This is a genomic window from Spiroplasma endosymbiont of Dromius quadrimaculatus, assembly GCF_964031155.1.
Classification (GTDB): Bacteria; Bacillota_I; Bacilli_A; order Mycoplasmatales; family Nriv7; genus Nriv7.
In genome coordinates this window covers 235,511-255,824 of record NZ_OZ035010.1, presented here as the reverse complement: position 1 = coordinate 255,824, position 20,314 = coordinate 235,511, and the positions used below count along the sequence as shown (strand labels likewise).

Genomic DNA, 20,314 nt, shown 5'->3' with positions numbered 1-20,314 from the left:
AATATGAAAATAGTTTTTAAACCGGCATTTTAAATGTCGTTTTTAATTTAAAAGAAAGAGGTGCAGAATATGAAAAATGTAATACCAAAAAAACTAAAAGATGCCAAATATCGTTTTTGACGCAATATAACAATAACGGATATTTTAATAATTGCCGTTTGGGTTGGATTAACAATTATGTTTATATTTGGTTTTCAATGAAAACTATGAATAAAATTATTATCATCATCAATAATGATTTTAATTAGTTTACCACTAATTATTACAAATAAAAAAACTAATTTAAAAGGATGACAATGCTTATATTATAAAATAAATTACCTATTTAGTTGTAAGAAATATAGTAATAACAAAACAAGTTTACTGGTGCCATATAATAAAGTTATTGGTAATAACTTTATTACAACTCACGGAATTTTAAAAGGTACTTTAAAAAAGACGCTAATTGGAGCAATTCAAATAAAAGGATTTGACATTACTTTATTAAGCGGTGAAGAGCAAATATTAAGATTACGAGATTTGCAAGATGTTTTTAAATTTGCTAATTTTCCAATAACTTTTTTAAAGTTAGAATTACCATTAAATTTTGATGACAACATTAAATATTTACAAAAACAAATTAATAAAACGCAAATCCGTTATAAAGACAAAGAAATTAGTTTTAATCAATTTGTAAAAATTACAAAACAAATTAAAAATAATATTGCTTTTTTAAAAAAAGAATTAATTAAAATAAACGATGAAATAAAAACCGAAAAATGTTTTTTTATTTTTGTGTACGGAAATAGTCAACAAGATTTAAATGAAAAAATATTATTTTTAGAAGATAAATTATATAAAGGAAAAATTAATTGTAATATTTTATCTAATTACGAAATAACAAAAATCTTAAAATTAATGTGAAATCCATATGAAAAACCATTAAATAAAACAGATTTTAATAAAAATAAAGATAATTTAGTAAGATTATTGCAATTTAACTACCTAAATATTAAAAAAAATTATTTTATAGCAAATGATTTATATTATTCAATTAATACAATTCAGGACTATCCTTTATTTATTAACGATTTATGAGGGGCTTGTTTATTTTCAAATGAGCAAACTATTATTTGAAATATAAATCCTTTAAATTATGATGAAACAAAAAAAGCAATCAACAGTGCCATTCAAACAACCCAAACACGACAAGTAATGACAAAATCATATGTTAATACAAATGAAAATAACTATGAATTAGAAACATACTACCATTTAATTGATGAGGTTAATGGTGGTGGTGAATTATTAAAAAATGTTAATATTTTATTTTTAAATTATGGAACAAATAAAAAAACATTATTACAGGCACAAACACGATTAACAAAAGCATTAAAAGAAATGGATATTAAACTTAATCCATTGTGATATCAACAATTTAGTGGCTTAAAAGGTTTTATACCCTATAACAATAAGGTCATAATAAAAAAATATGGTCGAGAAATGCCAACAAGTACCCTAGCAGCATCATTTCCATTTATTGATAGTGGTTTACATGATAAACAAGGAATGTACTTAGGAACAAATAATATGGGGAATGTTGTGTTGTGAGATCAATTTAAAATTACGAGCAAAAGAACAAACCACAACATGTTTATTCTCGGTACAACAGGAATGGGAAAAACATATTTGTTAAAAAAAATAATAAATCATCATATCATGATGAGTCGTAAAGTGGTTGTTATTGATGCTGAACGAGAATACAAACCATTATGTGTTTATTATGATGGAAATTGAATTGACGCAGGAGATGCTTCGATAGGAAAAATAAACCCCCTACAAATTTTAGATAATAACTTTATTGATGAATTAGAAAATACCAATTCATCACCCCTATCAAATCATTTAAGATTTTTAGAGCAGTGATTCAAAACACTTTATCCTGATTTTAACGGGCGAGAAATTAATTTATTAACAAAATATTTGAAATTATTATATCACCAATTTAACATTACAAATAATAGCGATATTAACAAAATTAATAACAATGATTTTCCAATTATGATTGATTTTTATGACTTATTAGAAAAAGAATATATTAATAATGAAAATCAACTTTTAAAAGAATTTATGGATTTAATAGCAACCGATTTTTTAAATGATGGAAAATATCAAGCACTTTGAAATGGACATACAACGATAAAATTTAAAAATAATTTTGTTGTTTATGATGTTTATAATTTGTTTGACTTAGATGACAAAAAAACAAACGCAGCACAATTAATTTTAATGCTAAATATTATCAAAAAAGAAGTAAAAGAAAATCGTTTCAAAGATGATAATGAAATAGTGATAATTGTTGATGAGGCTCATTTAGCAATCGATAAAGATAACCCAGTTGCTTTAAATTTTATGTACCAAATGACAAAAAGGATTCGCAAATATAATGGTGCTTTGGTTGTGGCAACACAAAACATCGCTGATTTTGTAGAAAATGAAACCGTTTTAAAGAAAACAACAGCAATTATTAATAATAGTCAATATTCGTTTATTATGGGGTTAAAACCTAACGACCTAGAAAAAGTAATTAATTTATATAAAAGTTATGGCGGATTAACATCAGCAGAACAAGATTATATTGCTCGTAGTGTAAAAGGACAAGGGCTATTTTTTGTTTCAGGATTTGAAAGATATCGGATTGAAATCCAAGCAAACAAAAAAGAAAAAGCCGGATTTGGAAAAAAAGATAATTAAAATAATGCAAAAATAACTTAAAAAATGATTAAATTTAGTTATTTTTTTACATAATTTTAATAAAAAATAAAGAAAATGTTTATTTTTGTCTATTTTTTAAAAATAGCAAAGAAAACATTTTTTTATTTTAGAAAGGTGGTGGTGTTAATGATATTTAAGACAAATTTAGGAAAATTAATAAATGGTGATGCATTAGTTTTTATTAAAAGTTTAGAAAATGATAGCGTTGATTTAATATTAACTGATCCACCTTATTTATATAATTTGCCAAAAAGAAAAAACGAGCAAAGAAATGAAAATAGGATATCAAAAAGTATAAATAAATATATTAATGCTATCTATGATAATAATTTACATAATTCATTTGATATAAATACTTATTTAGATGAATTTTATCGAATTTCAAAAAATAAATTTATGTTAATTTGAATGAATAGAAGACAAATTAAAGATTACTTAGATTGAGTTTATAAAAATAATATGAATTTTGATTTTTATTTATGAGAAAAAACAAACCCAATGCCAACTAATAGTTTTATTTTGCAAGATAAAGAATATTGCATGATTATTTATGCTAAAAAGCATCCAATTCCAAATTATCAAAATAACTATGAAAATAAAAAAACAATATTTAAAAACCCAATAGGTTCAGCTTATAAAATAACAGAACATCCAACAGAAAAACCATTAAATATATTTGGCGATTTAATTCAAAAATATAGCAAAGAAAATGATTTAATTTTAGATTGTTTTTTAGGCAGTGGTACAACTGCGTATGCTTGTGAACAGTTAAACCGAAAATGACTAGGTTGTGAAATGAATAATAATTACTTTGCAATGATACAAAAGCGATTAAAGAAAATACAACTTAAATTTAGTTTTTAAAAAATGAATAACTTTCAATTAATTAAAAAAATAAATTATGTGGCAGTTTTAATTGCCATGATGGTTGTATTATCGCAAACTATGCGAATCCAAATTATTCCAAGAACAACAATTCCATTATTTTTAATGCCTATTTTTCTAAGCGGATTTATTTTAAATTGATATTGATGTTTATTAGTCGGATTTATGGGCCATTTTCTATCTGATTTAACATTATGAGGTTTTACTGTGGGATCATTATGTTGAAATATCGGCACAGGCTTATTGGCAATTTCAATTAAACTAATTAATTGAATCAAAATAAATCATATTATTAAAATTATTCTAATTTTATTAGCAAACATAATTATTTATCTTCCGATTGATTTTGTGCTTTTTTGATTAAATTTAGGTGTTTTAAATATAGAACAAATAATTATCGGAATATTAATTACAAATATAATATTCTTGCCAATATTTTATTTATTAACATTAAAAATTATAAAAAGAGTAAAAATAATTTTATAGAGAAAGGAACTATCAAAATGAAAGAAACAGAAAAATATATAAGTTATCAAATTATGACAAGTAATTTAATTTTAACAAAACCTTATTATGATAATAAAGGTAGTAAATGAATTGAGTTAAGGATAAAAGATTTATTGTATCCTTATGCAAGTATTAATATAAATAATAAATATTGTAAATTACAATATAATAAGGAATATTGTTTTATTATAATTTTTAAAAATCAAAACTTTTATATCAAAAATAAAGATGGGAAAATTGAGGGCGAGGTTAATTGAGAAAAACTGCACCCTTTTTTGTTGGCGATGGATAAACAATGTTTAATTAAAAAAGCCGAGAAAAAACAAATACACCAAGAAAATTTAAAATATTTTAATGGTAATAAATTTCCGAAAAAAGACAATTAATTAGACAAAATAAAAATGAAATTTTTGATATTTTTTGGCAAAGCCAAAATGTATGATGAGTAGTAATTTTGGCTTTTTAAATTTAACAAATTTTAAAAGGTAAAAATTTCCAACAAGGAGGAATAAAATATGGAAAAAGAATATAAATTTAAGTCATCACCACCCATTGCAACTTTTAAAAAATATAAAAGTGGTACAGTTGATAAATTAATACGACATAATTTTAGAATTAAGGTACCTGAAAATGTTAACCCTGAATTTACAAAATATAATTTTTACTATGTTAATGGCATAAAAGAAAAAATTAGCAATGATAAAGGTTTTGAGTTAGCAAATAATAAAAGATTTAAATTATTAAAAAATATAGAAGAAGATTGAAATAAGCAACAACAAAAATATAGTGAAGCACAAAAATCAACTTTTAAAGAGTTTTGTAATAAACATAATACTTACATAGAAATTGTTTTGCCAGCAACGAGGCAAGAATGATTTGAAAAAATGGGAATATGTCAATTTACAGATATTCAAGTATGAGATAAAAAAACAGATACGCGGAAAATGGGACAATTAATTCCTGAAAGTATCAATTGGAATAAATTAAATGAATGAGTTAATATTGAAATAAATTTTATGAAACAATGAATGAAAAATAATCTTAAAACAGATATGGGATATTTGTATTCAGCAGTTCATATGGACGAAACAACACCTCATATTCATTTCGGTTTTATTCCAATTAGTGAAATTTTTTCAAAAAAACTTAATGAAAAAAGATACATAATTAGTAATAATCGGATTTTTGGGGGTAAAAAACAACTACAAAAATTCAATAATTATCATGCTAATTATTTAACAAAAGCAGGTTATGAAATCGAACCTGGCGAAATTGGAAGTAAAGGTAGTTATAATGCTATGAATTTTCGGCAAGTTAAGGAATTTGAACGAAATAAATTAGAAAATGAAATTAATAATCTATTTGATCAATACAAGTCTACCAAAGACAATGTTAAAGAATTTAACAAAATTAAAAGCATCAGTGATGATTATGATAGTTTAATTTATGAAATTAAACAATATTTAAAATATGAAAATAATTTTACAGATTATGAAATAAACCAATTAACTAAATATTTAGATTTAGCAGAAAAAATCAAATACTACAAAATTATCACCACCATTCCTGGAGCAAAAGAATCAGATTTTAAAAATATGAGTTTAATTGAACAAGAATTTAATGAAATGGTTTTTAAAATTAATCCTATTATGCAAAAAGGTTATGATTTAGTGAGCAGTTTAGAAAGAGAGTTATAAAAATATGTGAAATAAAATAAAAAAGAAAAAAACAAGTTTATTAATTGGTCTATGTTTTGTTCCAATTATTTTTATTTTTTGTTTAACATTATTTGGAATAGGTTATTCAATTTTTATTAATTGAAAAGAAATTACAATATTTATCAATGAAATTAAGCAATTTAAAATATTATCCTGATGAAATTATGTAATTAAAAATAAATACGGATTATTAATAACAGTTGGATTAAGTTTAGCGTTTTATTGCTGGTTTTTTTATTTTGTTTTATTTAGTAAAGTGAAGAGTAAAGAAACTGCAATTAAAACAACTGATAAAATAGATTTTGGTGATAGTAAATGATTAAGTATAAAAGAAATTGATGATATTAGTGATAGAGTTAATATCAAAGATAATTATAAAAATACAGGCTTTGTTTTTAATTGTAATAAAAACAAAAAAGATTTATTGTTTAATTTAAAAAACAATATTCATAGTGTTATTGTTGGTTCAACAGCAAGCGGAAAAACACAAGGCATAGTATTACCAACAATTTATTTAAATGGAAAATCAACTGCTAAACCAACTATGATCATAACCGATCCCAAGGGAGAATTATATAATTTAACTAGTGGGTTTTTAGCAGAAAATAGTTATAAAATAAAAGTTATTGATTTTCGTAATTTAGAAAAAGGAAATACTTGAAATCCACTAAAACTAATTTATGACGACTTTATTAAAATGATAATGACAAATAACGAAAAAGAAAAAACGAGATGAAAAATAAAATATCAAGATAAAATTAGATCACTTAGTCGTATGTTAATTGACAAAAATATTGAAGATGAATTTTGAAATAATTCAGCAAGTATGATTATTCAAGGAATTATTTTGGCATTATTAGAAGATTATGAAGATAAAATAAGCAAAAATAATTTAATAACAGAAATAGAAGAAATTTTAAAAAAAGAATTATTTTTCAACAAATTTAATATGGCGTCAGTGGCAGCAATCGCTAGTTTTAAAAAAGATCTAGTTAAATGACTTAATAATCGAAAAAATACCAGCATTGCCAAAATAACCGCAAGCCAAGTTTTGGTTGATAGTAAAGAAAATCGGACACTAGATGCTATTTTAATGACTGTTGCAAAAAGTTTAGAAATATTTAACAATGATTTTATTCGTAATTTAACATCCCAAAATGATATTAATTACAATGATTTTATCGAATATCCAACAGTTTTATACATCATATTTAGTGACGAAAATGATAATTACTATAAATTAATAGCAATATTAATTAGTCAAATTTATCAATTTTTAACAAATAAAGCAAGTGAAACAATCGAACAAAAACTAGAAAAACGAGTATATTTTATTTTAGATGAATTTGCTAATTTAACAAAAATAAATAACATTGAAAAATGAGTTAGTATTTCGCGCAGCAGAAACATATTTTTTCAATTTATTTTACAAGATATTAACCAATTAAAATTAAATTATGGTGATACAATAGCAAAAATTATTTTAAATAACTGTGGGATGCATATTTTCTTACATACCAACGATTTAGAAACAATTAAATATTATAGTGAATTATTTGGAACAAAAACAATCGAACAAATTAGTATTAATGAAAATAAAAGCAATATTAGTGTTTCAAAAAATTTAAAAAGTCACCCCCTAATGTTAACTAGTGAATTAGCAAATTTAAAACAAGGTCAAGGAATTGTTAAAATAGCACGCTATAATCCAATGAAAATAACTTTAAAACTATGAAAAGATTTAAAGTTAGTAGAAAAAACAAACACATTTAAATTAAAAGAAATCGAATATATCAATTTCAATCAAGAATATTTTTATGATATTAAAAATAACAAAAAAGAAATAAAAGAAAATTACATTAATGAATTTGCTAATTTAACAACAGAAAAAATTACAATAAATATTAATAATTTAAAAATGCAATTAAGAGAGTATGAAAATACAAATTACAAATCTATTCAAAATAAAACAATGATAAATTTACTTTTACAAAAAATCAAAAACCTTGAAATAGAATTAATCAAAAGACAAGAAACCAATAATTATTCTGAAAAGGAATAATTATTTTTTATAAATAGTAAGATTTCACAAAGTGGTCAAGCTGGAACACTAAAAAATAAACGAAGTGGGAGGATATCTGATAAGGTTAATCAACTAATTAAATTAGTACTACATGGGGCAGAAGAGTAGTCGCAAGTGATTAATTAAACCAATTCCTAAGGGAAACTATGCCTAAATGAAGACAAGCAATGAATTTATTTAACAAATAACTAATAATAAACAAAAAGAAAATAGAATAAGAAGGTTAATTAATTTCTCTCTTTCTCTCAATAAAAATATGACTATGACTGCTGACAAATTATTTGAAGCAGTATAAAATTTTACTATCATGCAATGATGATTTATAGGAGAAAAATATATGTTTTTAAATAGTTTGATAAAAGATATAAACTTTGTTGAAGAAGTAAATATTGATGTTAATTTCATAGAAAAACAAAAATTAAAAGAGAAATATGAAAACCTTGATCAAGAATTAAGAGAACAAAATTGTAATGGTAAAAATGGTTTTATTTTATGAGGAAAAAAAGATAAAACTATGAAAACTCCTTTTGGTAATATTATAATTAAAGTTTCTAGATTCCGTTATTATGATGATGAAAAAAATAAATTTAGAACAACAACTTTATTAAATAAATCAATTGGATTAAAAAATAATCAAACAATTATTTTAAGTGTTAAAATATCAATTTGAAAAGAAATGGATAGTGCTAAAAGACAAAGAGATATTAAGGATATGTTTCCGAAGTTAAAGATATCTAAGATGTCAATTACAAATATTAATAAAGAAGTTGATTTTGCTAAATTATTTAAAGAACAATTAAAAACAAAGACAGAAAAAATCAATGTTCAAACACCATATTTATATGCTGGTGTTGATGATTCTTTTAGGTAATTTAACAAAATATAAAAAAATAGAAAAAAACATGTTTAGAGTAGCGTATTTCCACACTGGATATGATGAAATAAAAAGCACTAAAAATAAAAATGTTTTAAGAGATAAAAAGATTTTTATCGTAATGAAATCAGTAAAAAATAAATATTATCTTATTAAAAAATATAAAAAAGAATTTTTACATTTTTTACATAAAAATTATAATATTGAAAATTGTAAATTAACTCTTGCAGGAGATGGGGCAACATGAATTCAAAAATTCGCTAATGAAATTGGTGCAATTTATATTTTAGATGAATTTCACCTAATGAAAGAATTAAAAACAATAGTTCCTTATCGAAGAAGAAAACTTACTAAAAATTTAACTGATAACGAAAAAATAAGAAAACAAATTTATTGAGATATGAATAAATTATTTAAAAGTGGCGACCCTGATGAAGCGATAAAATATTTAAAAAATTTAATAAAAATTAAGAACATTAAAGAACATCCATTTTTGAAAGATAAAAAAGAAGATATAAAAAAATTTATTAATTATATTAATAAAAGAAAAGATGGAATTAAGGTTTATAAAGAAGATTGATATAAAGGGTCATGCACTGAATCACAAATTTCGCATAATGTAAAATGATTAAAAGGATATGGCTCTAAATCATATAGTGAAAAAGTTTTCAAAAATATGATTGCAATGAAAATGGCGAAAGAAAACGGGGTTAATTTAATTGAGTTTTATCTTAATAAGTTAAATAAAAAACTGCAAAAAGAACATAGTTATTATTTTAAAAATAATGATAATTACCAATTTTTAATAAATAATAATATTTCTCGACAAGCACAAGCATTTATTTAAAATTTAAAAAAATTCAATAAATATTTATTAAATAATTTTTGGGATTATTATTTTTCGTTTGCAATTTTGTAATTTTGTGTTATGATAAAAATGGTTAAAAAAGATAAGTTTGTCTTTTTCTTAGTTAGTTTTATTTTAATAGATAAATATTTATTTAAATAAAACATCACCCACCGAATAATTTATGCCCTCATTTTGATTCATTGCCAAATATTAAAAATTATTAATAAAATCTCATTGTCAAATTTGAATATATTTTTATCACTTTTGCCAAAAAGTTGAATTCTTACAATAAATGAGTTATTTAAAAAATCACAATGGATTATTAGTTCTGATGCCATTAGTATTACTTCTAATGAGCATTTCTAAATTAACAATTTGGAATTTAGTTTAATAAAATTAATATTATTTAAAAACTGTAAACTTAAAAAGTTTACAGTTTTTCTATGTTAGGGAATGATTAATTTAGTTCTTGTAATAGTAGTCAAAACACTATATAATTAACAAGTAATTAGGGCAGATGAAGGTGAGGATTTCCTCACCTTCATCTAATTTAAAAGTCATAATTAAAATGTTGACAATAATAGTGTTAGAAGGAGTAAAATAAGATGATTGATGGAATAGAAATTTTAAAAGCAATTGATCTTTTGGTGGAAGAAAAGAAAATTGATCGCAGTTTAATTATTGAGGCTATTAAAGAAGGAATAATAAAAGCTTATGAAAAATATTTAGACCCACAAGCCTTAATAAAAGTAGACTTTGATGAACAAACTGGTCAAATTAAAGTTTATCGCTTATTAAAGATTGTTAGTAAGATTGAAGATGAGTTTGCTGAAATTTTATTAGATGATGTTAAAAATTTAGAGAAAAATTTAACAATTGATAATATATATTATGAACCTGTTGATACTGATGAATTTTCTCGTTTAGCGGCATTACAAGTAGCACAAATTTTAAAGCAACATTTAAGAGAAGCAGAAAAAGAAGTTGTCTATGAAAAATATATTTCTAAGAAAGATGATATTTTAATTGGCACAATTGATAATATTGAAGAAAACTATTATTTATTAAAAATTGTTGATCGTACTTTTGCAATTTTACCTAAAAAAAATATTATTCCCACAGAGAAATTTTATTTAGGTGATAAAGTAAAGTTTTATGTTGAGGATGTTAATAAAACGAAAAATTTTGGACAAATTTTAGCTTCAAGAACTCATCCAGGATTTTTAAAAAGATTATTAGAAATTGAAGTTCCAGAAATTTATGAAGGAATAATTGAAATTAAAGTCATTGCAAGAATTGCAGGACAAAGATCAAAAGTTGCAGTATTTTGTAATGACCCAACTATTGATCCGATTGGTGCTTGTGTTGGTAATAAAGGAAAAAGAATTCAAAGTATTATGGATGAATTGAATGATGAAAAAATTGATCTTATTAAGTGAGATGCGGAAATAAAAACATTTATTATTAATGCTTTATCGCCAGCTAAAGCGATTTCTATTAGTTTAGATGAACAAACTAATGAAGCTAATATTATCGTTGCTGATGAGCATTATTCATTAGCTATTGGTAAAAAAGGAATAACAGCAAAATTAACAGCAAAATTAACAAAATGAAAAATTAATATTATTTCTTTCAGTGATGCTTTAAATCAAAATATTATTTTTAAATGAAATGGTAATTTATCGGAACAGCAAATGCAAGAGTTACAAAATAAACATCAATTTAAAATCAAGAAAGATAATTTGCTTGTAGAGTTAGAAACAAGTATTGAAGAAATAGATAATATTGTTAATGAAGAAAAACAAATTCCGCAAGATAATGTTGATAATACTAATACTGAATTAGATAGTGATGAATTAGATAAAGATTAAATAAAGGAAAAAAATATTGGTGGCAAAACAAAAATTAGTATATCGGCAATGCATTGTTACAAAAGTTGTTGTTTTACGAAGTGAGTTAATAAGAGTTGTTAAAACAAAACAAGGACAAGTTTTGGTTGATTTAAATTATTGTCTTGCTGGTAAAGGTGCTTATGTTAAGCGAGAAGTTGCTATTATTGAAAAAATGCAAAAAAAACAATTATTAGAAAAGATTTTTAAAACACAAATTGTTGATAATATTTATTTATTATTAGTCAAAGTTGTAAAAGAACAGGAGCATAGTAATTAATTAGGAGTGGTGATTGTATGAAAAAAAGTAATCAAAGAAAAAAACAAACAATAGTTATTAAAAATCAATTAAAAACAGGAAGTGATTCACATCTTGATAATGGGATTTTTATTTTTAGTGAACCATTATCAATTATTGAGTTTTCTAAAAAAACAAATATTCCTGTTGTGAAAATTATTAAATATTTTTTTAATAAAGGACAAATGTTAACGCAAAATCATTTTTTGAATGAAGAATTAATTGGTGAGTTATGTTTAGAATTTGGTTTAGATTTTAAAAAGGAAACTGTTATTACGCATCAAAATTTGTTAGAAAATTTAGATATTATTGATGATACTAATGATTTAAAAGAACGACCACCAGTTGTTACCATTATGGGCCATGTTGATCATGGTAAAACAACTTTGTTAGATAATATTAGAAAATCTAAAATTACTGAGAAAGAATTTGGTGGTATAACGCAACATATTGGTGCTTATCAAATTAAAACAAAGGATGGTAAAATTATTACTTTTTTGGATACGCCAGGACATGAAGCATTTACGCAAATGCGTGCTCGGGGTGCTAAAGTTACTGATATTGTTGTATTAGTTGTTGCTAGTAATGATGGTGTTATGCCACAAACTAAAGAAGCAATTGATCATGCTAAAGCTGCTGATGTGCCAATTATTGTGTTTGTTAATAAGATGGATTTGCCGTCTGCTAATGTGGAATTAATTATGAAAGATTTAGCAACTTTAGATTTAATTTCGGAAGAGTGAAGTGGTGATACAATTTTTGTTAAAGGTAGTGCTTTAACTGGTGCAGGAATTGATGAATTATTAGATGTAATTTTATTATTAGCGGAAATGCAAGGTTTACAAGCTAATCCAAGTCGTTTTGCTAGTGGAACAGTTATTGAGGCGCATTTAGATCGTAATGTTGGTCCCGTTTGTACATTGTTAGTTCAAAATGGAACTTTAAAAATTAAAGATGCTTTGGTAGCAGGAGTTTCTTTTGGTCGGGTTCGTGATATGAAAAATGATCGTAATGTTGCTATTAAGGAAGCAACACCTTCAATGCCAATTGAAATTCATGGTTTAGATTTTGTTCCTAAGGCGGGTGATCCATTTATGGTGTTTGGTGATGATAAGTTAGCTCGTGAAGTAGCGTTATCAAGAAAAACACAAGATGAAATTAATGAGCGAAGAAAAACTAAAACTTTAAATTTAGAAAATTTATCTGATGAAATTGCAGCTGGTAATTTGAAACATATTGATATTATTTTAAAAACTGATACTCAGGGAAGTTTAGAAGCTTTAAAACAGTCATTAAGTAAAATTAAAATTGATGATATTAGTATTAGAATTATTCGTTCTTCAGTTGGACCAATTAGTGAATCAGATATTACCTTAGCTGTTGCTTCAAAAGCTTTAGTTTATGGTTTTAATGTGCGACCTAATTCTGTTGTGCGAAAATTGGCATTAGATGAAGGAATTGAGATTCATCTTCATAATATTATTTATAAAGTAATTGAAGAATTGCAACAAGCAGCAAGAGGTTTATTAGATCCGAAGTTTGAAGAGATTGTTTTAGGACAAGCTGCTGTGCGCCAATTATTTCATTATTCTAAGGTTGGTGTCATTGCGGGATGTATGGTTATTGAAGGTGTTATTAGTCGTCAAAGTAAAGTAAAGGTTTTACGAGATGGTATTGTTATTTATGATGGTGATTTATCATCTTTAAAACATCAAAAAGAAGATATTAAAGAATCACGACAAGGAACTGAATGTGGGTTAACTATTAAAAACTTTAATGATATAAAAGAAAATGATGTTATTGAATCTTATTTATTGAAGGAAATTAAGTAATGGTAAATGTTAAGTTTCAAAGATTACAAACTACAATTCAACGCTTGCTAACAAATATTTTGCAAAAAGAAGTTAAAGATGAGAATGAAGTTTTGCAAAAATTAATAATTACGGAAGTAAAATTAAATAATGATCGCACAATTGCTAAAGTATATTATGATTCTTTGGTTTTCCAAGAACAAAAGCAGATTATTGAATTAGCGATAAAACAAAATTTGTGATTAATCCGAAAAAAATTAGGTCAACAGTTAACGATTTATAAAGTTCCGCAATTAATTTTTGTTTATGATCAATCATTAAGTGAAAGTAGAAAAATTGAAGATATTTTAAATAAAATTAAAAAAGATTCTTCTAACTTTTAAACGGTAATTTTTTAAGAATTATTGTAATTATGCTTTTTTTTGTTATTATTACCTTGTTATTTATTGTGATAATTAAGGTTATGAATGGGGTATTTAATCATTGTGATGAAAAAAATGTTTTCTTGATTAGGAGCAAATTTGCTTTCATTCATTACTATTATTAATCTTGTTGCTTGTCAGAAAAGTGAAATTATTTTATTTGGTGGTTCTAGTTCAGTGATGACTTTAATGCATATCTTATTATATGGTGATCAGTTAAATGCTCCGAAATTTCAAGGTTTTAATCACAAATATAATCGTAAGGTGGCATATAATGGTACGGGTTCATCAGCTGGTGAAAATGGTGTTAAAAATCAAACACTAGTGATGGGGTTTACTTCAAGAGATGTTAAGTCAGAGTATATTGATAATAGTAATTATCGTGTTTTTAATTTTGCAATTGATGGAATGGTAATTATTGCTAAAGCTCCTACTAATTGCAATGTTACAAATATTTCTCAGGATAAAGTAAGTGTTTTACGAGATATATATACTGGTAAAAGTAAAACTTGAACAGATTTATTAGGAAATGGGTGTGCTAATAATGAAACGATTATTGGTGTTAATCGTGAATCAGGAAGTGGAACCAGAGATGTTTGGCGAGGATTTTTAGAAATGGGTAGCAGTGATTTTTCTAGTGGTTTAAGAATTGCTAATTCAACATCAGTAATGATTAATCAAGTAAGAGATACTAATAATGCCATTGGTTATGTTTCATTTTCAAATGTTGATTCGGTTCTTGCTAATAATTTAGTCCCTTTTACGATTAATGGTGTTAAAGCTAGTATTGAATCATTAACTAATAAATCATATATTTTGTATCGTTTATTTGCATGTTTATTTTGATATGAAAGTAAACAAAGAGAGTTGATTGGTCAGTTTATTTACTTTATGAATGATGATCATAGTGGTAAATTAGCATTTGAAAAAACAGGTTTAATATTTGATTTTGAATGAAAAAGTGAAGAACCTGAATGGTTGATTAAGCAAACTAATTAAGTGATGGAGAAATTATGGTTCAGTTTCATAATAAGATTTTTAAACATAAATATTATCTTGATTTATTTAATAAAATTCTGATTTTTTGTGCGGCTTTGGCGGCTATTATTATATCATTTTTTATTATTGTATTTATTAGTTATCAATCAATACCAGTATTTAGGAAATATGGCTTTTGAAATTTTATTTTTAGTAAAGCTTGATTAGCGGATACTTTACAATTTGGCGCAATGAGTTTTGTTATTTCTACTTTGTTAGTAGTTTTTTTAGAAATGTTAATTGCGATTCCGTTAGCAATTTTTACTTCAGTTTTAATTAGTGAATTTTTAGGAAAGAAAATTAAGCGCATTGTGATTTTTCTAGTTGAATTATTAGCTGGTGTACCACCGGTTATTTTTGGAATTTTTGGTTTAGAAGTTATTGGCAGTTTTTATAAACAAATTGGCGCATCATCACCAGCTAATATGTTAACAGCAGCGACAATTTTAGCATTAATGGCTTTACCTACCATTATTGCTTTAATTTGTAATGCTTTAAATAGTGTCCCTAGTTCTTATCGGTTTGCTTCGTTAGCGATGGGGGTATCACGGACTAGTTCTGCTTTTAAAGTTGTAAAAAAAGCGGTCCGAACCAAGATAATTGGCGCTATTACCTTTGGGATATGTCGGGTTATTGGTGAAGTTACAGCGATGATTATGGTTTCAGGATTAGTATATCAAATACCGACATTTCAAAATGGATTTTTAGGATTTATTTTTTCAGGAATAACATCTTTAGCTACGGTAATTGGTATTGAGTTAGCTGAAAGTGCTTCAACAATTCATACATCAGCTTTATTTGCTTTAGGATTAGTTTTAATCATTTTTGTATCAATTTTAAATATTGTTATTTTAGCTACATATAAAGTAGCCAACAATCAAATTCAAGGCGTTAGTTATACAAAAAAGCTTAAAATTTATTTTATTACAAAAGTTTTGCGAAGAAATATGGCGGTATTAGAAGATCATCAAATTTCTAACCAACGGTTATTAAGTTACTATGATGAAAGTAAAATTTTGAAATTTCATCGTCAGTTTAACAAATTAAAAGATGTTATTTGGATATTATTAATGTTTTTATCAACAATAATAACATTATCAATGGTTATTTGAATTATTGGTGATGTTATTATTAAAGGGATTCAATCAACAGTTTTTTTAACACCGTATCGTGAAGTTTTACAAGGTTCATATGATTTAACGCCATTATTTGTTTCAACATTATTATTAATTGTTTGTTCGTTAGTAGTTTCTATTCCGTTAGGAATTTTAGGAGGAATATATTTAAATGAGTATGCTAATAAAACTAGTAAGATTGCTAATTTAATTCGTTTTTCAGTTGATGCTTTAGTTGCAACGCCTTCAGTAGTTTTTGGAATGTTTGGTTATATTGTGTTTGTTAATATTTTAGGAATTGGTCATAACTTTATTAGTGCTGGATTGATGTTTGGGGTCTTAACATTACCAATTATTATTAAAACTACTGAAGATGCTTTAAATGGTGTTGCTCAAGAATATCGTGATTCTTCTTTAGCATTAGGAGTTACAAAAATTGTCCCAATTTTTAAAATTATTTTACCGAATTGTAAAAAGGGAATTGTTACGGGGATTGTCTTTGCTATTAGTAAAGTTATTAGTGAAAGTATGCCTGCGTTATTAACTTTGTCATCATCACCTTTTATGCCACAAAATTTATTAGATCCAGGTACTACTTTAACTGTTAAAATTTATCAATTAATAAATGAACCTGATATCGTGGCAGGTCCTGCTCATTTAATTAAAATTAGTGCTTATCAATTGGCAAAAATCATTGCTTATGAAATTGCTGCGATTACAATTTTATTGATTATTGCCTTAAATTTATTAGTTAAATATATTACAAGGGAAAAGAAGAATTTTGGATATTCATATAATAATTTAAAAGGAGTAATGTTATGGCTAAAAAGAAAAAGAACATCAATTGAATACAAAAAATAAAGACATCCTTTCCTAATAAATCTAAAAAGCAAAAACATTCTCGCGATAAGGTTAAAGTTAAAATTGTTGATAAGAAATATAGTATTGCTATTTCTGATTTTAATTTTTATTATAATTTTGGTAAGAAACAAGCACTATTTAATATTAATTTGAATATTTAAAAGAAATAAGATTATGGCTCTTATTGGTCCTTCGGGTTGTGGTAAATCAACATTATTGCGGTCAATTAATCGGATGAATGATTTAATTGAAGGAACTAAAATTACGGGAGAAATTATTTATCAACAAAAAAATATTTATGATAATAAACAAGATATTATTGCTTTAAGAACTACGATTGGTATGGTTTTTCAAAAACCTAATCCTTTTCCAAAATCAATTTATGATAATATTGCTTATGGACCAAGAAGTTTAGGAATTAGAAATCGAAAAAAATTGGATGAAATAATTGAAGATTCATTAAAAAAAGCGGCATTATGAGATGAAGTTAAAAATGATTTAAAAAGTCCAGCTTTAAGTTTAAGCGGTGGTCAACAACAACGATTATGTATTGCTCGAGCAATTGCTATTAAACCAGAAGTGCTATTAATGGATGAACCAACTTCAGCATTAGATCCGATTGCTACTGGTAAAATTGAGGAGTTAATATTGCAATTAAAAAAAGATTTTACAATTATTATTGTGACTCATTCAATGCAACAAGCAGCAAGAATTTCTGATCAAACAGCATTTTTTTTAATGGGTAAAATTGTTGAAGTGGCAAGAACAAGAAAATTATTTTTATCACCACAACAAAAGGAAACTGAAGATTATATTGCAGGACGGTTTGGGTAATGATTTAAAAATGATATAATTAATATTGGAGTAGGTGATATAATGCAATGTTATTTTGCTCATTTTCAAGATGAATTCGGCAATTTAATTTTTAATGATATTGATACTCATCATTTAGTTAATGTTTTAAGATTTCAAATTAATGACTTGTTAATTGCTGTATATAATGGCAAAAAATATCAAACGAAGATAATTGAAAAGAAACCACAATTAAAAGTTGAAATTCAAAAAAATTTATTGGAAAATACCGAATTAGAAATAGTTGTAACATTATTAATGCCATTGCTTAAACAAGATCGTAATGATTGAATTGTTCAAAAAGCAACTGAATTAGGTGTGACACAAATTATTGGTATTGCTTTAGAACGAAGTGTTACTAAGATTAAACGAAATGATGATAAGAAAAAAAAGATGATGCGTTGACAAAAGATTGCTAAAGAAGCAGCACAACAGTCGAATCGTAATCAAATTCCAAAAATTGTTGATATTATTACTGATTTTACTGCTATTATTCCTTATAAGAGCGCATTAAATTTAATTGCTAATGAATTAGCATTAGCAACCCGTTCATTGTCGGCACTAATGTTACCATTATCCAAGTCAACAAGTATTACTTTTATTTGTGGACCTGAGGGTGGTTTTAGTGATAAAGAATTAGAATTTTTTAATTTTGAAGGTTTTCATGCAATTAATTTAGGAAAAAGAGTTTTAAGATCAGAAACAGCTGTTTTAGCATTTCTTGCTAATATCGGTTATGAACATGAAAAGTTAAAGGAGCAATAAGAATGTCTTTAAGTTCAAAGCGAATGGGTGCAATTTTAAATTTATTATTTGCAATTAATTGATTGTTTTTAACAATGGTATTTATTAGCGTTCAAAAATCAAATTTACCTTTAAGTGGTGGCTTTGAAATTGCTAGTTATTTAATTCCATTAATAACTTTATGTTTAATAATGGTTTATGTTTGATTAACTTATGTATCAATTAAGAATTTTGATATTAAATATCAATTTAAAGCATATAAATACTTAATATTAATCGTATTGATGGCAGTGATGTCAATTTTAGCTAATTTATTAATTTTAATTGCTAAAAATCACCAAAATGCTATTTTAGCATTTGGTTTATCAATTGGAATTTCTGGAATATTTGGTTTAGTAACAATTATCTTTGATATTAAGTTTTTTATTCAAAGGTTAAAATGAGAGGCATTATCAAAAAGTGAAATTTCTACCCTAAATGATGAATTAATAATTAAAAATAAATAATTAGTAGTATAATTAATTTTTAGTAACATATTTGTGTTATTAAAAATTAATTAGTAAGGAGATCTGCTTGTTTTATGAAACTGAATGAATTTATTGATTATACTTTATTAAGTTCACATGCTACGAGTCATGACATTCAAAAAATTTGTGTGGATGCTGAAAAGCACAAATTTGCTAGTGTATGTGTTAATCCTATTTATGTTAGTCATGCTAAAAATTTGTTAAAAAAGACAAAGGTTAATGTGTGTACTGTTGTTGGTTTTCCATTGGGTTCGGTGCCTACAAATATTAAAGTGTTGGAAACAGAACAAGCTGTTCGTGATGGTGCCGATGAGATTGATATGGTTATTAATGTCGGAGCTTTAAAAGAAGGGGCATATACGGTAGTATTAAATGATATTAAGCATGTTCGCGCTGTATGTCCAAAACAAATTTTAAAAGTTATTATTGAAACTGCATTATTAACGAAAGAAGAAAAAATTCAAGTTTGTAAATTAGCTTTGCAAGCACAAGCAGATTTTATTAAAACTTCAACAGGATTTGCTAAAAGTGGTGCTAAAGTTAAAGATATTAAATTAATTCGTAGTATTGTTAAGGATGAAATGTGTATTAAAGCGTCAGGGAAAATTAAAACTAAAGCACAGGCAATAAAACTTATTAAAGGTGGAGCAGACCGGCTGGGGATTAGTAAAGCAGCGTTATTGATGGTTTAGTTGCTAATTAATTTTAGTTATAAAAATGGTTTTAATTTTTTGTGAATTTTGTTTCATTATTTGCAATTTTATATCATATTTATTAAATCATTTGCATTTTATAGCAAAAAAAATTATAATTATAGGGTCTAGCTATAAAATATTCATATGTAAAAAAATATAGGAAAATGGAGTTGAAAATTAAATGGCCACAGTTGTTGTAAAAAAGGATGGAGAAGATATTGATCAAGCTTTACGCAGATTTAAAAAAGCTGCTTCTCCAATTAAAAGAGAATTAGAAAAGCGTAAACACTTCCTTTCTCCCAGAGAAAAACGTTTATTTAAACAAGCACAAAATCGTAAATTTTCTCGTTAATAATTAACGAGATTTTTTTATGTTTTACAAGGAAAAAAA

The 20,314-nt window shown here is 25.1% G+C and carries 18 protein-coding genes and 1 pseudogene; all 19 read left to right on the top strand.

Annotation, left to right across the window (positions count from 1 at the left end; all coding sequences use genetic code 4):
- The first annotated feature begins 69 nt into the window (after positions 1–69).
- Entirely contained in the window at positions 70–2,733 is a 2,664-nt protein-coding gene (locus AAHM88_RS01420) for an Mbov_0397 family ICE element conjugal transfer ATPase (RefSeq protein ID WP_342262817.1), read from the top strand.
- Positions 2,734–2,880: 147 nt separating this feature from the next.
- Positions 2,881–3,618, top strand: a complete 738-nt coding sequence (locus AAHM88_RS01415) for a DNA-methyltransferase (RefSeq protein ID WP_342263014.1) — start codon at positions 2,881–2,883, stop codon at positions 3,616–3,618.
- A gap of 3 nt (positions 3,619–3,621) precedes the next feature.
- On the top strand, positions 3,622–4,125 hold the full coding sequence (locus tag AAHM88_RS01410) for an ECF transporter S component (RefSeq protein ID WP_342263013.1): 504 nt from the start codon (positions 3,622–3,624) through the stop codon (positions 4,123–4,125).
- 17 nt (positions 4,126–4,142) lie between these two features.
- Positions 4,143–4,532 carry a hypothetical protein gene (locus AAHM88_RS01405; RefSeq protein WP_342263012.1) on the top strand — a complete coding sequence of 130 codons (390 nt, stop codon included), beginning with the start codon at positions 4,143–4,145 and terminating at the stop codon, positions 4,530–4,532.
- 129 nt (positions 4,533–4,661) lie between these two features.
- Entirely contained in the window at positions 4,662–5,843 is a 1,182-nt protein-coding gene (locus tag AAHM88_RS01400) for a plasmid recombination protein (protein WP_342262813.1), read from the top strand.
- Between the two features lie 4 nt (positions 5,844–5,847).
- The gene (locus AAHM88_RS01395; protein ID WP_342262812.1) at positions 5,848–7,926 is read left to right on the top strand and encodes a VirD4-like conjugal transfer protein, CD1115 family; all 2,079 of its coding nucleotides are present in this window, start codon (positions 5,848–5,850) and stop codon (positions 7,924–7,926) included.
- A gap of 358 nt (positions 7,927–8,284) precedes the next feature.
- Entirely contained in the window at positions 8,285–8,818 is a 534-nt protein-coding gene (locus AAHM88_RS01390; protein WP_342263011.1) for a hypothetical protein, read from the top strand.
- The gene (locus tag AAHM88_RS01385) at positions 8,802–9,668 is read left to right on the top strand and encodes an Mbov_0401 family ICE element transposase-like protein (protein WP_342263010.1); all 867 of its coding nucleotides are present in this window, start codon (positions 8,802–8,804) and stop codon (positions 9,666–9,668) included. Before AAHM88_RS01390 ends, AAHM88_RS01385 begins: the two co-directional genes overlap by 17 nt.
- 608 nt (positions 9,669–10,276) lie before the next feature.
- Positions 10,277–11,542, top strand: coding sequence for a transcription termination factor NusA (nusA, locus tag AAHM88_RS01380; RefSeq protein ID WP_342263009.1), 1,266 nt, complete (start codon positions 10,277–10,279; stop codon positions 11,540–11,542).
- 19 nt (positions 11,543–11,561) lie between these two features.
- Entirely contained in the window at positions 11,562–11,840 is a 279-nt protein-coding gene (locus tag AAHM88_RS01375) for a YlxR family protein (RefSeq protein ID WP_342263008.1), read from the top strand.
- A 17-nt stretch (positions 11,841–11,857) separates the two neighbouring features.
- A complete protein-coding gene (infB, locus tag AAHM88_RS01370) occupies positions 11,858–13,690 on the top strand; it encodes a translation initiation factor IF-2 (RefSeq protein WP_342263007.1) in 1,833 nt (610 codons plus the stop codon).
- Positions 13,690–14,052, top strand: coding sequence for a 30S ribosome-binding factor RbfA (rbfA, locus tag AAHM88_RS01365; RefSeq protein ID WP_342263006.1), 363 nt, complete (start codon positions 13,690–13,692; stop codon positions 14,050–14,052). Before infB ends, rbfA begins: the two co-directional genes overlap by 1 nt.
- Positions 14,053–14,157: 105 nt before the next feature.
- On the top strand, positions 14,158–15,090 hold the full coding sequence (locus tag AAHM88_RS01360) for a PstS family phosphate ABC transporter substrate-binding protein (protein WP_342263319.1): 933 nt from the start codon (positions 14,158–14,160) through the stop codon (positions 15,088–15,090).
- Positions 15,091–15,104: 14 nt separating this feature from the next.
- The gene (gene pstA / locus AAHM88_RS01355) at positions 15,105–17,105 is read left to right on the top strand and encodes a phosphate ABC transporter permease PstA (RefSeq protein ID WP_342263005.1); all 2,001 of its coding nucleotides are present in this window, start codon (positions 15,105–15,107) and stop codon (positions 17,103–17,105) included.
- A pseudogene (gene pstB, locus AAHM88_RS01350) lies at positions 17,063–17,939 on the top strand (phosphate ABC transporter ATP-binding protein PstB). Before pstA ends, pstB begins: the two are co-directional and overlap by 43 nt.
- A gap of 42 nt (positions 17,940–17,981) precedes the next feature.
- Complete coding sequence (locus AAHM88_RS01345; protein ID WP_342263004.1) at positions 17,982–18,722, top strand: 16S rRNA (uracil(1498)-N(3))-methyltransferase; 741 nt, start codon at positions 17,982–17,984, stop codon at positions 18,720–18,722.
- Between the two features lie 2 nt (positions 18,723–18,724).
- Complete coding sequence (locus AAHM88_RS01340; protein WP_338967550.1) at positions 18,725–19,207, top strand: hypothetical protein; 483 nt, start codon at positions 18,725–18,727, stop codon at positions 19,205–19,207.
- A gap of 74 nt (positions 19,208–19,281) precedes the next feature.
- Positions 19,282–19,920: a deoxyribose-phosphate aldolase gene (gene deoC, locus AAHM88_RS01335; protein ID WP_342263003.1), complete on the top strand. Its 639-nt coding sequence runs from the start codon at positions 19,282–19,284 to the stop codon at positions 19,918–19,920.
- A 184-nt stretch (positions 19,921–20,104) separates the two neighbouring features.
- Positions 20,105–20,275 (top strand): 30S ribosomal protein S21, encoded by a 171-nt coding sequence (gene rpsU / locus AAHM88_RS01330; RefSeq protein WP_338967572.1) that lies wholly within the window; start codon positions 20,105–20,107, stop codon positions 20,273–20,275.
- The last annotated feature ends 39 nt before the right edge of the window (positions 20,276–20,314 follow it).